This window comes from Paenibacillus sp. NPDC056579 (genome assembly GCF_042793215.1).
GTDB lineage: Bacteria > Bacillota > Bacilli > Paenibacillales > NBRC-103111 > Paenibacillus_S.
Map to the genome: position 1 here is coordinate 223,042 of NZ_JBHTVD010000008.1, position 15,662 is coordinate 238,703.

Genomic DNA, 15,662 nt, shown 5'->3' on the forward strand with positions numbered 1-15,662 from the left:
TCATTATAGTACCATAGCAGGCGGGCAATAACAGGTAAATATTTACAAATAATAAAAACAGTCTTAACCGAAGAGGGGATCTCCGGTAAGACTGTTCATAGTAGTAGCGGGGTGGGGGATACGAGTACGTTAGCTAACGGGAACGATTAGTTCCTGTCCCGGGAAAATAAGATTAGGATTCGCCAACCGGTTCAGCTGCTGCAGGTGCTGCCATGTAGTGCGATATTGCTTGGCGATCTTCCACAAGGAATCGCCGCTTTTCACGACATAGACGGAGGATGCAGGGGCAGTCACGGCCGGTGCAGGTGCAGGTGTTTGAGCCGGTGCTGGAGCCGGAGCGGATGGCGTAGGAGCCGCAGCTGTGCCTGTCTTAACGGTAATGCGGCCTTCCGTTTTTGGCTCCACAGCGCCTTTTTTCTGCAAATACGCGATCACCGATTCTTCCAGCGAAGAGAAATCGTTGGCGATAGGGTAATTTTGGAACATCGTATATTGGTCGCCTCCGGCGGCCATGAAGTCGTTAGTGGCAAGCAAATATTCTTTTTGAGGGTCAAGAGGAGCTCCCTTTACCATGACTTCGCTGACACGCTGTCCTTTTGCCTCGCTCGGATCCAAGACGAAGGTGAGGCCGCCTACATGAGGAAAGCCCCCAAGCGGCTCCGGATAGCTGGATACGCCGAGCTCGAGAGCGGCGACGATATCGGACCCCTTCACCTTCTTCGTCTGGATGTAGTTCCCGAACGGAAGTACGGTGATGACCTGTCCTTTGGTGATCGGACCGGCTTCAATGGAAGCGCGAATGCCTCCGCCGTTCGTTAAGGCGACATCGGCCCCCGTCTCATCGAGCATCGCATCGGTAATCAGGTTGCCCAAATTCGATTCTCCGACGCGAACGACCTCACGTTCACCTATGAGCTTCACGGATGTAGAGCCGACAACCTGCGACAGAACGGTATCCTGGCTCTTTTTCACCTCATCGATAATGGACAGGACGGCCGGGTCGGCCTGGATCGTATTGGCTGCCGGTCTCATCGTAAGGCTGGCCGTCTTGCTTTTCAGCTTGGTTCCGTCAAGCGTTAGCTCCACCTTGCCGATATTTTTGCTGTACTCGCCTGTCTGCGCAATAAGCACGCTGCCTACGTTCATGCCTTTTTCCAGCACGGTGTGGCTGTGTCCGTCAATAATAACGTCGATGCCGGGAACCTGCTCGGCTACCTTAATGCTCGTATCTACGCTGGACTTGTCGACTCCGAGATGAGCGAGGGCTATGACGATATCGGCCTTGTCCTTCAGCTCGGCCACTACGGCTTTCGCCTCTGCCGCCGGATCGGCGAACGTAATGCCTTTGACATTGTTCGGGTGCGTCTTGTAAGCGGTCTCCGGCGTCGTCAAGCCGAAGATGCCTACCTTAACGCCGCCCACTTCCTTAATGATGTACGGTTTAAGCAGGCGAGAGCCGTCCGCTTTCTTTACGTTGGCGCTGAGGACGGGAAATTTGGTCATTCCGCTCAGTTCGACCAGCCGGTCGCTGCCGTAATTGAAATCATGATTGCCCGGAGCCATGGCGTCGTAGCCGATGGTATTCATAATTTTGACGATGCTTTCCCCACGTACGAGATTGGCGATCGTCTGGCCGTGGAACGTATCTCCGGCGTCGAGTACAAGGGTGTTCGGGTTGGCTGCCTTTTGCTCACGGATGATCGTGGCCAGCTTGGCGTAGCCGATGGAATCTGTGCTTTCCTCTACCCGGCTGTGGATGTCATTGGTGTGCAGGATCGTGATGGTTTTCGTTGTTCCGGCCGTCGTACCGGTCGTATCGGCAGCCGCCGCGGGCATTACTGTCGCCGCTCCAAGCAGCAGCCCCAACATCGTAGAAAGCCATGCGCTTCTTTTAAGCATACTTGACATAATCCCTCCTTGTTCAATATCCATTGCATTGTATCAAGGGAGTGTTAAGGGACAGACCTTCTTGTATTAAAATACGGTAAACATTCATAAAATATGAAAAGGGCGGCGCATTCGCGCTCAAGGCTGCCGAGCTAGGCGGGGGGCGGGCTGAGCTTAAGAAAACGATTGAAATCCAGCCGAAAATCCGTTAGGATTTGATTGTATTTCACACGAAATCCGGGGGAACGGTGACAGCCAATTTGAATCTGAAAAGATGGATAGAGACACCCAGAAACATTAAGCACATGCTAGGAATGGGCGCTGCGCTCGGAGTTGCGGGAGGAGCCATCGCTGTGCTGGGCTATTTCGGGCTGCATCGGGACAGCGACGGAAGCTTTACGTTGAATCCGAATTTCAGCTATACCCCGGAGGTCGTCGTTGTCGGCACGGAGCTGGAAGGGATGTATTTGGCGCAAAGAGCGAAGCAGGAAGGTCTTGACGTGCTCATCCTGGAGACGAAAGCGGGCCTCGGCGGCCAGCTGCTGCAGGGAGAGATGCTTTACCTGGACGGGACTTACGACGATCAGGGACAACCGTTGGCTCAAGGCGGGATGAAGGAGCTGTTCCGGCAATACGAGCGCGGGGATATTCGGAGAAAGGCCGATTTCGCCGGATATTTTCATCGGCTGGTCGACCGGATTCCGCTGGAGAAGTCCGTCGTTCTGGAGGATGTGCAGACCGAGAGCGGAAAAGTCGTGGAGCTTCAATATGTGAACCGGAACGGGAAGAAACGATCCGTACGACCGGATTACGTCGTCGATAACTCGGATGACGCCTCCCTTATCCGCACTTTGAAGGTAGAACCCTTCCAAGGATTGGAAGCGCTTTACGGGTCGAAGGAACGGGAATATATGAGCGCGACCTACATGATGAAGTTCAAAGGCGTCGATTGGCATAAGTTTTACAGCCACTTCTGGAGTATAGGCAAGGCGCAGCGGGAGCACCTGTACGGGCCGGAAACGTACGTTGATGCGAATATTGCTTACGGTTTTCCGCCGATTGTGTCGGCTTACGAGCTAAGAAACAAGGAATGGCTGAATTTGCGGGGACTTAATATTTTGAATCAAGGCAATGGAGAGATTGTCATCAACGCCTTGCAGGTTTACGGCGTCGATCCGAGCCAAGAGGACACGGTCCAGCGGGGAATGCGGCTGACGAGAGAAGAAATGCCGTATATCCGCGATCATTTGCGCAAGCATATCGTCGGCTTCGAGAATTTGGAACTGAACGGGGAACCGGCCTACCTATATATAAGAGAGTACAACCATTACCCGACGGAATACGTCATGCAGGCGTCCGATATTATGAGCGGGCGGATGTTCTGGGATAACGTCAGTATCGGCGGTTATTTCCTCGATATTCAGGGCTCCCGCTCGAATCGGGAAGGGCTTGCCATCGGGCGTCCGGACAAATACGGCATCCCGCTCGGCAGCTACCTGCTGAAGCCGTACGACAATGTCGTGACGGCCGGCAAGCTGGTCGGCTCCTCCGCGGTTGCTTACGGCAGCACGAGGATCCAGCCGAACGGCGCTATCGCGGCCGAATCCATCGGCGTGCTGATGGCTCAGATGCAGGGGAGAAGCCTGAAGTCTGCGGACAAGGAAGATATGGAGCGGCTTCATAACCGGATGGAGAGCCGATACGGCGTGCAGCTCAAGCCGCAGAAGGCCGCCAACAAAATCGCCCACTTGTCCGAGGAGGAGAAGCGGAGCCTCGATGCGGGTGCATTGACGCTGCTGCCGGGAAATACGGTAGCGAAGCATCTGCCTTTTACCCGGATTTATGCGGACGGCAGGGAGCTTCCTTTCCGGGGAATCAAGCCGCTGGTCATCCGCGGGATGCCTTGGGTTCCGCTCACCCAAACCTTTCGAGCGCTCGGGATAGAGGATGCGAAATATGACCCGGTAGCGAAGCGGATCACGTATACGGAGGAAGGGCGTATGAGGGTAATTGAGCAGCCGCCGGTGCACATATTGAACAATTTTGTGCTGACGGAATGGGCTTGGGTAGCCGATGCGCTCGGGTACCAGTGGCAGTGGAACGAAGCGGACCATGTGCTGACGGCTCATAAAGCGTTCCGTCCCTAGAGGCTATAGGCGATCGCTTGTGTTGCTCAAAATATAAGCGCTGTTGTGTCGATTCGGACCGTAGTTCCGTTATTCTACCAAAAACAGTGCTTTTTCGAGAGTGATCGGACCGTAGATCCTTTATTTCGCCCCAATACGCGATTTTCGTATGAAAAATAGGCAAATAGCGGACTCTCAGTCCAATCGCACTGCAAAAGCAGCATCATTCCAAGGAAAAGCGGATCTTCGATCCGATAGATCTCCTCCGAGTCCATGAACAGGAGGCGGGTCACTGCACTAGCCTACTGAACGCAAGGGTCTTCTTGCAGGACAAAAAAATCCAGTACCGTGAAGGTACTGGATTTTTTTCTTTTCTTGCCGCCCGAGCCTTACAGCTCAAACGAGCTTTTCAGCGAGACGATTCGATTGTATACAAGACGGTCCGGCTTGCTCAGTCGGGAATCCACATTAAAGTAGCCGTGGCGGAATATTTGGTACTTGTCCTGCGCTTGCGCATCCTTCATGTTCGGCTCGACGAAGCCGTGAACGACTTCGAGAGAATTCGGGTTGATATGCTCCAGGAAGTTGTCGCTGTCGCCTTTCTCCTCATCGAGGATGAGCGGCTCGAACAAGCGGAATTCCGCCGGGAGCGCATGCTTGGCATCGACCCAGTGGATCGTTCCTTTGACCTTGCGTCCGGTGAAGCCGCTGCCGCTCTTCGTCTCCGGATCGTAGGTGCAGTGGATTTCCACCACGTTGCCGTCGGCATCTTTGATGAAATCGTTGCACTTGATGAAATACGCGTTCTTCAGGCGCACTTCATTGCCGGGGAACAAACGGAAATATTTGTTCGGCGGATTTTCCATGAAGTCGTCCTGCTCGATATAGATTTCGCGGGAGAACGGAATTTGACGGTTGCCCATCTCCGGATTTTCCGGATTGATCTCTGCATCGAGCATTTCCACTTGATCCTCAGGATAGTTCGTAATGACGACCTTAAGCGGGCGCAATACGGCCATCGTACGAGGAGCCTTCAGCTTCAAATCTTCACGGATAAAATGCTCCAGCATCCGCTCATCGGCAACGCTGTAGCTCTTGGCGACGCCGGTTTCGCGCACGAAGTTGCGAATCGCTTCCGGCGTATAGCCTTTGCGGCGCAACCCGCTGATCGTCGGCATCCGCGGATCGTCCCAAGCATCAACGATTTTATTGTCAACCAGCTGCTTCAAGAAGCGCTTGCTCATGACGGTATTCGTAATATTCAAACGGGCGAACTCGTATTGTCTAGGCTGATGCTCCATTTCGCATTCGGCTACCACCCAATCGTAGAACGGACGCTGGTCTTCGAACTCCAGCGTACAGATGGAATGGGTCACGCCTTCGATAGCATCCTCCAACGGGTGAGCGAACGCGTACATCGGATAGATACACCATTTGTCGCCGGTGTTGTGATGCGTCGCGTGGGAGATACGGTAAATGACAGGGTCACGCATATTGATGTTAGGGGAGCTCATGTCGATTTTGGCGCGCAGCACCTTTTCCCCGTCCTTGAACTCGCCGTTGCGCATCCGCGCGAACAGATCGAGGTTCTCCTCAATGGAGCGGTTGCGGTGAGGGCTGTCTTGTCCCGGCTGGGTCAGCGTACCGCGGGTCAAGCGGATTTCGTCGGCGGACAAATCGTCTACGAACGCCAGGCCCTTCTTGATCAGCAGCACGGCGCGGCTGTACATTTCCTCGAAATAGTTCGAAGCAAAGAACAGCCCGTCCCATTCGTAGCCGAGCCAGGCGACGTCTTCTTTGATCGCTTCCACGTACTCGGTATCTTCTTTTAACGGATTCGTATCGTCGAAACGGAGATTGGTTCTGCCTTTAAATTCGTCCGCCAATTCAAAGTTCAGCAGGATCGATTTGGCATGGCCGATGTGCAGGTAGCCGTTCGGTTCCGGAGGAAAGCGGGTAACAATCTGGTCGACTTTGCCGGATTTTAAGTCTTCAATGACAATGTTTTTGATGAAATGAGATGATGCAGACGAGGTTTCCAACAGAATCAACCTTTCTTTCGTTATAGTTTATCTTAATATAATACACAAAATTGCATGGAAATATAATGGTTCCGCCTCTTAAACTATGATTTTTTTGAGTACCGGCAGGATTTCGGCGGTCTGGAGGGGAGGGATGCAAGTGCCCAGCGCAAAAAAATCCCCCGTACGGCTCATATACACCGGACAGGGGACATAACCAATTAGTGCGCTGCGGAACGCGGGCTAGGATAGCACGTAGACTTTCACGTTCTTTTTCACCCCGAAGTTGACGGCTTGCTTCAGATCGTCCATAAACACGTCGATTCGCGCGCCTTTAACGGCGGAACCGGTATCTTCAGCGGTACGGATGCCGATGCCGTCAATAAACACGGTCGTGCCGATAGGGATAACGGAAGGATCGACGGCTATCGTGCGGCCTTCCTCGGCCTTGCTGCCGCTGTAGGTAATGCCGTAGGCGGGGCTGGACGGGGTTTTTCCCGTAGATTCCTTGCCAGCCGTATAGGCGGTTAGAGTGGAGCTGAGCACCTGCTTGACGACCTTTTGCTGCCCGTCGGGCAATGGAATAACCGCTTCGGACGATGGAATCGTCAACTGCTGGCCAACGGACAGATAACGCGCTTCGGTGATGCCGTTTTCTGCCATAATAGCCGCTATGGAGATGCCGAAGTCGCGGGCGATTTTGTATAAAGTGTCCCCGGAGTTGACCTGATAGACTATCGGCTGCGGGGCTTCCACCGTCTCCGGAACCACAGGCTCCTGCTCAGGATAGTACGTTGTCGAGTAATATTCGGACATGTCGGCGTAATCATCCATTACGTGGTAGGCTTCCGCTTTCCCCGCAGTCATCATCAGGCTTGCGAACAAAATGGAAGGGAGAAGCAGAACGATGTTCAAACGTTTACGGAACATGGATCGGTAACCTCCTTACCTTGCGTAAAAAATAGTAGAATCGCGATTGCTAGTACTAGACTTACCGATTTTGATAGATTCTAAACCCTAGGTACGAAAAACAATCGTTCGATTCATTAAAAGAGGGCGGGGAAACCGGAGACGGGAGGAGGATGGCGCGGGAAGTTGTTCTGCAGCTTTCCATGCGGTATAGTACGAGTAGATAGCACAGCATGGGATCGGGATGAGGGTTGACGATTCGTCACGAACAGGCTGTCCGAACTCAGGGAGGATAAGTTGAATGAGAATAGAGCTGTTTCACGATACGGTGTGCCCTTGGTGCCGAATAGGCAAGCAAAATATGTTGACGGCTTTGAGCGAATGGACAGGGGAGCCGGTTGAATTGAGCATCCGCGCGTATATGCTGGACGCTTCGATACCGGTCGAAGGTCTTCCGTTCAAGGAAACGATGCAAAAGAAATTCGGCGGTCAGGTTGATCTGAGCCAGGTGTTCTCGCAGGTGACGGAAGCGGGAAAAGGCGCTGGACTAGCGTTTGATTTCGACAAGGTTGGCTTTATGCCCAACACCCGCATGTCGCACCGTCTGATCGCAATCGTGCCGCAGGAAAGCAAGCTGTCCATGCTGGAAGCAATCAATAAAGCGTATTTCGAAGACGGCCGGGATATCGGAAGCCTGGAGGTGCTGCTTGAACTGGCGCAAGAAACCGGTATCGAGACGGCGGGGCTTCGTGAAAGATTGACCGGCGGAGAGGGCGAGGAAGAGGTTGCCCAGGACCTGGCATATGGACACGACGTAGGAATAACCGGCGTGCCGTTCTTTATTATCGACGGCAAATATGCGCTGACGGGAGCGCAGCCGCCGAGCGTATTTACGCAAGTGCTTCAAAAAATCGCAGAAGAGAAATCGAACGGCTGATAGAACGACGGCAGGTTCAATTTGTTCATGCGGATGGAGAGCACTTCCTCCGTATCGTTGCGGAAGCGGATGCGGACGATGACGCCGAATTCTCCGCTGGGGTCCTTCAGCCATAGCCGGAATGACTCCTCGGAAATATCGGGACTGATCGGCTTGCGCCCGAGATGCAAATAATCGATGATATCCGCGTTGTACCTCTTCTTCGTTTCTTGTACGGCTAGCGCGCCCCATTTGGCATAAGCCGGTTCGGCGTGCAGCCGGACAGGCATACTGAAAGCAAGCAGCATCATGAACAGGCATACAAGGATACGCATAGTATCAAAGCCCCCTTATTTGAGAACAGAAAGATAGTTTAGTATGCCACATCGGCAGCCAAATGTTGCGTATGTCCTGATGAGGAACCATGAACCATGCAGTTCTGTCTTTTTTCAGGCGTTGTTGTCAGCATAAATAAATGATGAAGTCGATCGAATCGGAGTGAGCGGTTCATGCCTGTGTGGATGGTAGGCTTATGGAAAACCATTAATGACTGGATTCCTGTCATTAACCTGGTTTTCGCTGTAGCGATTATTTTTTTGGAGAGGCGCAATGTGGGCGTCACATGGGCTTGGCTCATGGTGCTGCTGCTGCTGCCGATCTTGGGCTTTATTTTATATATTTTCCTTGGGCAAAACTTAGCGCGGCAGAAGGTGTACCGGATCCGACCCCGGATGGAAAGGCGCGTCAGAGAGGAGATGGAGGAGCAAGCCCAAAGCCTTCAGCGCAATACGTTTGCCTTCCACGATCCTTCGGTGCAGGAATACCGCCGGCTGATTTATATGAACCTGGTCAGCGGCTATTCGCCTCTTACGCAGAATAACGAAGTGACGCTGTTCACCGACGGGGTCGAGAAGTTCGAAGCGCTGCTGCGCGAAATCGGCCAAGCCAAGCGCCACGTACACTTGCTCTACTATAAGCTGGGCAACGACGAGACCGGGCGGCGACTCATCCATGCGCTGACGGTCAAGGCGAGAGAGGGCGTGAAGATCCGCCTTTTGTATGACGATATAGGGTCGCTTGGCGTCAACCAGAAAATGTTCGCTGCGCTGCGGGCTGCAGGTGGTGCGGTGTTTCCCTTTTTCCCGGCCAAAATCCCTTACTTGAATTTCCGCCTCAACTACCGTAATCACCGGAAAATCGCCGTCATCGACGGGAAGGTCGGGTTCGTCGGGGGCTTCAACATCGGGGACGAATACTTGGGCAAAGACCGACATATCGGCTATTGGCGCGATACGCATCTAATGCTGCACGGGGACGCCGTTCACCGGCTGCAGGTGCAGTTTCTGCTCGATTGGGGGATTGCCTCCAACGAATATTCGACCGTAGAGCCGGTCTTGTTCCCGGATATTAGGGAAACCGCTACGACCGCGGTACAAATCGTATCGAGCGGACCGAGCTCGGAGACGCAGCAGATCAAGAACGGCTATATCAAGTTTATTTTCGAGGCGCAAAAGCGAATTTATATTCAGACGCCGTATTTCATTCCGGACGACAGTGTGCTGAACGCGTTGAAAATTGCCACGCTGTCGGGGATCGATGTACGGATCATGATTCCGAAAAAGGGCGACCACCGGCTCGTCCACTGGGCGTCACTTGCTTATTTGGGCGAGCTGCTGCGCGCCGGCGCCAGCTGCTACCTGTATGACAACGGCTTTCTCCATGCGAAGACGATGGTTGTCGACGGCCAGGCCGCTTCCGTAGGGACGGCGAATATGGACCGCCGAAGCCTGGAGCTGAACTTTGAAGTAAACGCCTTTTTGTTTGATCCGGATGTGGCTTCGCGTCTGGAGCATATTTTCGAGCAGGATATCCGGCACTGCAAGCTGCTGACTTGGGAGCTGTACAGCAAACGTCGGCTGCACAAGCGGATGGCGGAATCGATGGCGAGGCTGCTTTCGCCGATCTTGTAACCTAATCAACCCTTTTCAAGAGCAAGAGGTGAGAAAATGATACGCATCGGACTCGCCGGCTGGGGAGATCACGACGACCTGTATGTACAGGGAACCCCGGCGCGGGACAAGCTGAAGGTGTACAGCAAGCATTTTCCTGTCGTAGAGGTGGACAGCTCGTTTTACGCGGTGCAAAAAGCCGAGCTCTACGAAAGGTGGGCGGCCGAAACGCCGGCCGGGTTCGCCTTCCTTGTCAAAGCCTATCAAGGAATGACCGGACATTTGCGCGGAGCCAATCCGTTCTCCGATAACGACTCCATGTTCAGTGCGTTCAAGGAGTCGATAGAGCCGCTCAGGGAAGCGGGCAAGCTTAAGGCGGTATTGTTTCAATACCCGCCGTGGTTCGAGTGCGACCGCAATAACGTGGCGCTGCTGCGGGCGGCCAAAGACCGGATGGACGGCATTCCGCTCGCGCTGGAGTTCCGCCATCAAAGCTGGTTCACCCCGGAGATGAGGGACAAGACGCTGTCCTTCATGCGGGAGGAAGGATGGATCCACAGCATTTGCGACGAGCCGCAGGTGGAGCCGGGCTCCGTGCCGACGGTGCTGCAGCCTACGGACAAGAAGCTGACCGTCGTCCGGTTTCACGGACGGAATGCAGCGGGATGGAGCTCGGGCGGAGGCTCGAACTGGCGCGAGGTGCGGTATTTGTACCGGTATAACCGGGAGGAGCTGCTGGAATGGTGCGAGCACTTGCGCCTGCTGGAGCGGGAAACCGAGGAGCTATGCGTCATTTTCAACAATAACTCGGGCGGCGACGCGGCCGAGAATGCCGTGGAATTTATGAAGCTCCTGGGACAGGAGCCGGGGGAGCTGGCGCCGAAGCAGCTCGATTTGTTCGATTAGCCGGCGTGCCGGCTGCTTGTGCGGGACAATAGAAAGGGGCTGGGAGGTAATGTTCCTCCCCTTAGTATTTATCCTTGTGTGTCTTTGTCCAAGCAAAGCTCGGAGAAGGGACCATTCGAGCAATCGCGGCTGCGATGCAGAGTTAATCCGGTTTCGGCGCGTTTTCCGTCTGACCGTCGCCGTTTGGCCCTTGGTTATTGCTGCCTCCGTTGTCCGTTGCCGTTCCCGCCGCTACCCGGGCCTTGGTTCTCGTGGATGCCTTGACCGCCGTTACCCGGCCCTTTTCTATAACCAGCTTCCTGCTTTTTCGCACTTCCTACCATAGCTGCTTTCCAAACCTTCACCTGACAAGCACCTTCCGTTAGCTTCGAATGATTTTACGCGTTCTTACTAGTCCACTGTGTTCATTCAATTCCACTTTATGAGGTTCCCCTGACATAGCAAAAAAGCGGCAGCAGATTTACAAATCTGCCAACCACTTTTTTACCAAAAATCCATTTCACTATAGGCTATCATCAGCCGACTTATTTCTTCAATAGCTCACTCAAAGCGATATTCAGCTTCAACACATTCACTCGCGGTTCGCCGAATAGGCCCAAATCCCGGCCTTCCGTATTCGCTTGAACGAGCGTATTCAGCTGGTTGACGGACAATCCGGTCAGCTTGCTGATCCGCGGAATTTGCACTTGGGCCGATGCCGGAGTGATGTGCGGATCGAGTCCGGATCCGGAGTTCGTTACCAGGTCGATAGGAAGTTGGCTGACAGGGACGTCCGGATTATTTTGCTTCCACGCCTCGATAGATTCCTCGGTCCGCTTCAGCATATCCGGATTGGAAGGAGCATAGTTGTTCGTCCCGGAAGCTTCCGCTTTGTATTCGATACTGGATACCCGGCCCTGAAAATATTTTGGATCGGTAAAGTTTTGACCGATCAGTTCAGAGCCTACGACTTGGCCGCTGCCGTTCTTGAGCATGCTGCCATTGGCACGGCCGGGCATCAGAACCTGAGCTACTCCTGTAGAAACAAGCGGATATACGACACCGCATAAGACTATGAATACAAGGCTGCTGCGAATAGCTGTCCCGAGAGAGAATCGGGCGGAATCCGCACTGTGATGGGCCGATTTATTCATCCTTTTCATACCTTTCTTCTCTATAATAGGGTGCCTGCCGGATTCTATGTCCGACAGCAGCCGGTTAAATCCACAGATGGACGATTAAGTCAATCAGCTTGATTCCGATGAACGGTACAACAACGCCGCCAAGGCCGTAAATAAAAATGTTGCGCTGCAGAAGCTTGGTAGAGCTCATCGGCTTGTAAGCCACGCCACGCATAGCGAGCGGAATCAGCAGCGGTATAATAATGGCGTTGAAGACCAGCGCCGATAATATAGCCGACATCGGAGATCCCAGCTTCATGATGTTGAGAGCTTCCATTTGCGGGATCGCCAGTGTGAACATGGCCGGGATGATGGCGAAATATTTGGCTACGTCATTGGCGATACTGAACGTGGTCAGAGCGCCGCGCGTCATAAGCAGCTGCTTGCCGATAGCTACGACCTCGATAATTTTCGAAGGGTCGGAATCCAAATCGACCATGTTGGCCGCTTCCTTAGCGGCTACTGTACCGCTGTTCATGGCTAGGCCGACGTCAGCCTGTGCTAGAGCCGGAGCGTCGTTCGTTCCGTCCCCGGTCATGGCGACCAGCTTTCCTTCGGCCTGCTCCCGGCGAATGACGGCGATTTTATCCTCGGGCTTGCTTTCCGCGATGAAATCGTCCACACCGGCCTCGCGAGCAATCGTCGCCGCCGTCAATGGGTTATCACCGGTACACATAATCGTTTTGATCCCCATTTTGCGCAGCTGGTCGAAGCGCTCCTTCATCCCCGGCTTCACGGTATCCTTCAAATAAATCAAACCGTAGATCGTATTGTCGACGGCCACGGCAAGAGGCGTTCCGCCTTCCTTGGCTATGGCGTCGCTCTTGGCGCTCAGATCGGCAGGCACCGTACCGCCTTGAGACTCAACCCATTTGCGTACCGCATCGACGGCGCCTTTGCGAACATGGCGGCCGTCCTTCAAGTCGATGCCGCTCATCCGGGTTTCGGCTTTAAATTCGATGAACTCTCCGCCGTCAGCCAACGCTTCGGAATACGACAAGCCCTGTTTTTTCATCAGCTCCAGAACGGAGCGGCCTTCCGGCGTTTCGTCCTTAACCGAGCTGATGGCCGCCCATTCGGCCACGGTGCTTACTTTTTCCGAGCCGACCGGCGTGAATTCGCTCGCCATCCGGTTACCGAACGTGATCGTTCCGGTCTTATCCAGAATCATCGTATTGATGTCACCCGAGGCTTCCACCGCTTTACCGGACATGGCCAGTACATTGAACTGCGTGACACGGTCCATACCGGCTATCCCGATGGCTGACAGCAATCCGCCGATCGTCGTTGGAATCAGACAAACAAGCAGTGAAATGAGAACGGGAATCGATAGATCGATTTCCAGAAATTTAGCAATCGGTGCCAAGGTTACTACAACGATCAGGAAAATAAGCGTCAAGCTGGTTAACAGTGTGTTCAAGGCGATCTCGTTCGGCGTTTTTTGTCTCGACGCCCCTTCTACGAGAGAAATCATCCGGTCCAGGAACGATTCCCCGGGATCGCTCGTAATTTTGACCTTGATGCGGTCGCTGACGACGCGGGTCCCTCCGGTGACGGAGCTGAAGTCGCCCCCGGCTTCTTTAATGACCGGCGCCGATTCCCCGGTAATGGCAGATTCGTCGACGGAGGCAAGGCCTTCGATCACTTCGCCGTCGCCAGGAATCATCTCGCCTTGAGCGATGACGACGATGTCGCCTTTGCGAAGCTCCGCGGAGGAGACCTGCTTTACTCCGCCGCCAACGACTTTGTTGGCCGTAATATCTTTTTTCGTCTTTTTCAAGGAATCTGCCTGGGCCTTGCCCCGTCCCTCGGCCAAGGCTTCGGCGAAGTTGGCGAACAAGACGGTGAGCAGCAGGATGAAAAAGACGGTGAGACTGAAGCCGATACTATCCGTGCCGAAGTAGCCCGGGAACAAGACCATCAGCAAGACGATGAACGTTCCGACCTCGACGACGAACATGACGGGATTTTTCATCATTGTGAGCGGGTTCAGCTTGATGAAGCTGTCTTTGATGGCGCTCGCGACGATATCTCCGGTTAGCAATTTTTTTCTATTCGCACTCATATTGTTGTTCCACCTTTTCTATTAACGGATCGTGAGATGCTCGGCAATAGGGCCAAGCACAATCGCCGGCAGGAAGGTCAGCGCGCCGATGATCAGTACCGTACCTACGAGAATTCCAACAAACAGGCCGTTATCCGTACGGAACGTGCCGATCGTCTCCGGAACCCATTGCTTGCGAAGCATGGAGCCTGCGGCGGCGAGCAGCGCGATCATGGAAATGTAGCGGCCGAACAGCATGACAAGCCCCGTTGAAATATTCCAGAACGGCGTATTGTCGCCAAGACCTTCAAAGCCCGAGCCGTTGTTGGCAGCGGATGAAACATATTCATACAGCACCTGCGAGATGCCATGGAACGTAGGATTGGTGATCGCTGCTTTTCCAACCTCGGTAACAAGAGCGAGAGCCGTAGGTGCAAGGATAATGAACGGGTGCGCCAGGATGGCGATGGCGATCAGCTTCATCTCGCGCGCTTCGATTTTGCGTCCCAAAAACTCCGGCGTGCGCCCGACCATCAAACCGGCCAGGAAGACGGCCAATATCGCATACATCAGCATGTTCACCAGTCCGACGCCCTTGCCGCCGAATACGCAGTTGAGCATCATCAGAGCCAGCGGAGTAATGCCGCCAAGCGGTGTCAGCGTATCGTGCATGTTATTGACGGAGCCTGTTGTCGCAGCAGTAGTAACGGTAGTAAAGAGCGCGGACTGCGCGATGCCGAACCGGACCTCTTTGCCCTCCATGCTGCCTTGCGACGCGTCGATGCCAAGCCGGTTCATGACCGGATTGCCGTTCGATTCCGATACGTAAACAAGCGATAAGAACAGCAGGAACAAAATCATCATCGCTGAGAAAATAACCCAGCCCTGCTTGCGGTTTTTGGCGAACAACCCGTACGTGTAAGGCAAGGCGGCGGCCAGCGACCACATGGACAATATTTCAATGACATTGGTCAGCGGACGCGGATTCTCGAAAGGATGAGCCGAGTTGACTCCGAAGAATCCTCCGCCGTTCGTGCCCAAATGCTTGATCGATTCTAAGGATGCGACAGGACCGATAGCGATTTGCTGCTCCTGACCCCCGAGACCGGTGACGGTGATGGTAGGCTGCAGTGTTTGCGGAACTTGAAGCGCCACCAGCGCCAGCGTAATGACAAATGCAAACGGTAGGAAGACGCGCGTATGAGCCTTCACGAAATCCTCGAAAAAGTTGCCGATCGTCGTTCCTTTGCTCGTAATCGCGCGGACAAACGCTATCGCTACGCACAGTCCGGTCGCCGCCGAGGTAAACATCATCATCATGATGACGGCCATTTGCGAGAAATAGGATAGTCCGGTCTCACCGCTGTAATGCTGCAAATTCGTATTGGTCATGAAGCTGATGACCGTGTTGAAGGAGAGTGTCTCCTCCATATTGTCGATCCCGTTCGGATTCATCGGGAGAAATTTTTGGATCCGCAATATCAGGTAGCTTATAGCCACAAGAACGATATTGGTCGCAATGAAGCTGAATCCGTACGTCTTCCAGGTCATCCCTTTAGGGTCTTTCAGACCGATCAGGGCGAATATCGGCTTTTCAATGAAGGAGAACCATTTATCGGTTCCGTTCGCTTCATTCCGAAATACGTTATACAGGTACGTGCCCAAAGGCTTAACAAGCAGTACCAGGATTACTATCACGACGGCAATTTGCAAGATGCCCATAGCTCAAAAAAGCCTCCTTAGG

The 15,662-nt window shown here is 53.7% G+C and carries 12 protein-coding genes; 4 read left to right on the top strand and 8 right to left on the bottom strand.

Translation table 11 applies throughout. The features are described from left to right. Positions 1 to 129: 129 nt before the first annotated feature. On the bottom strand, positions 130 to 1,908 hold the full coding sequence (locus ACFQ88_RS27790) for a 5'-nucleotidase C-terminal domain-containing protein (protein ID WP_379459305.1): 1,779 nt from the start codon (positions 1,906 to 1,908) through the stop codon (positions 130 to 132). Between the two features lie 239 nt (positions 1,909 to 2,147). Between ACFQ88_RS27790 and ACFQ88_RS27795 the strand changes: the two genes are divergently transcribed. Beyond that, on the top strand, positions 2,148 to 4,034 hold the full coding sequence (locus ACFQ88_RS27795; RefSeq protein WP_379459307.1) for an FAD-dependent oxidoreductase: 1,887 nt from the start codon (positions 2,148 to 2,150) through the stop codon (positions 4,032 to 4,034). 368 nt (positions 4,035 to 4,402) lie between these two features. Here the strand turns inward: ACFQ88_RS27795 and ACFQ88_RS27800 are convergent, their stop codons facing one another. Further along, a complete protein-coding gene (locus ACFQ88_RS27800) occupies positions 4,403 to 6,064 on the bottom strand; it encodes a glutamine--tRNA ligase/YqeY domain fusion protein (protein ID WP_379459309.1) in 1,662 nt (553 codons plus the stop codon). A 213-nt stretch (positions 6,065 to 6,277) separates the two neighbouring features. Next, positions 6,278 to 6,964 (bottom strand): 3D domain-containing protein, encoded by a 687-nt coding sequence (locus ACFQ88_RS27805; protein WP_239630769.1) that lies wholly within the window; start codon positions 6,962 to 6,964, stop codon positions 6,278 to 6,280. Between the two features lie 280 nt (positions 6,965 to 7,244). Here ACFQ88_RS27805 and ACFQ88_RS27810 point away from each other — a divergent pair, with 280 nt between their 5' ends. Further along, a complete protein-coding gene (locus ACFQ88_RS27810; RefSeq protein WP_379459312.1) occupies positions 7,245 to 7,880 on the top strand; it encodes a DsbA family oxidoreductase in 636 nt (211 codons plus the stop codon). Here ACFQ88_RS27810 and ACFQ88_RS27815 read toward each other — a convergent pair. Next, positions 7,847 to 8,194: a DUF3889 domain-containing protein gene (locus ACFQ88_RS27815; protein ID WP_239630771.1), complete on the bottom strand. Its 348-nt coding sequence runs from the start codon at positions 8,192 to 8,194 to the stop codon at positions 7,847 to 7,849. The genes ACFQ88_RS27810 and ACFQ88_RS27815 overlap by 34 nt on opposite strands. A gap of 174 nt (positions 8,195 to 8,368) precedes the next feature. Here ACFQ88_RS27815 and cls point away from each other — a divergent pair, with 174 nt between their 5' ends. Both cls and ACFQ88_RS27825 read left to right on the top strand, forming a co-directional pair. Next, positions 8,369 to 9,829, top strand: a complete 1,461-nt coding sequence (cls, locus tag ACFQ88_RS27820; RefSeq protein ID WP_239630772.1) for a cardiolipin synthase — start codon at positions 8,369 to 8,371, stop codon at positions 9,827 to 9,829. A gap of 36 nt (positions 9,830 to 9,865) precedes the next feature. Continuing rightward, positions 9,866 to 10,714, top strand: a complete 849-nt coding sequence (locus tag ACFQ88_RS27825; RefSeq protein WP_239630773.1) for a DUF72 domain-containing protein — start codon at positions 9,866 to 9,868, stop codon at positions 10,712 to 10,714. A gap of 142 nt (positions 10,715 to 10,856) precedes the next feature. Here the strand turns inward: ACFQ88_RS27825 and ACFQ88_RS27830 are convergent, their stop codons facing one another. The 4 genes from ACFQ88_RS27830 to kdpA all read right to left on the bottom strand — a co-directional run bounded on the left by ACFQ88_RS27830 (position 10,857) and on the right by kdpA (position 15,640). Continuing rightward, positions 10,857 to 11,027: a hypothetical protein gene (locus ACFQ88_RS27830; RefSeq protein ID WP_379459315.1), complete on the bottom strand. Its 171-nt coding sequence runs from the start codon at positions 11,025 to 11,027 to the stop codon at positions 10,857 to 10,859. A 211-nt stretch (positions 11,028 to 11,238) separates the two neighbouring features. After that, complete coding sequence (kdpC, locus tag ACFQ88_RS27835; RefSeq protein ID WP_239635246.1) at positions 11,239 to 11,847, bottom strand: potassium-transporting ATPase subunit KdpC; 609 nt, start codon at positions 11,845 to 11,847, stop codon at positions 11,239 to 11,241. Positions 11,848 to 11,911: 64 nt separating this feature from the next. Further along, positions 11,912 to 13,939 carry a potassium-transporting ATPase subunit KdpB gene (gene kdpB, locus ACFQ88_RS27840; protein ID WP_379459317.1) on the bottom strand — a complete coding sequence of 676 codons (2,028 nt, stop codon included), beginning with the start codon at positions 13,937 to 13,939 and terminating at the stop codon, positions 11,912 to 11,914. A gap of 21 nt (positions 13,940 to 13,960) precedes the next feature. Next, positions 13,961 to 15,640, bottom strand: a complete 1,680-nt coding sequence (gene kdpA / locus ACFQ88_RS27845) for a potassium-transporting ATPase subunit KdpA (RefSeq protein ID WP_379459319.1) — start codon at positions 15,638 to 15,640, stop codon at positions 13,961 to 13,963. Positions 15,641 to 15,662 lie beyond the last annotated feature (22 nt).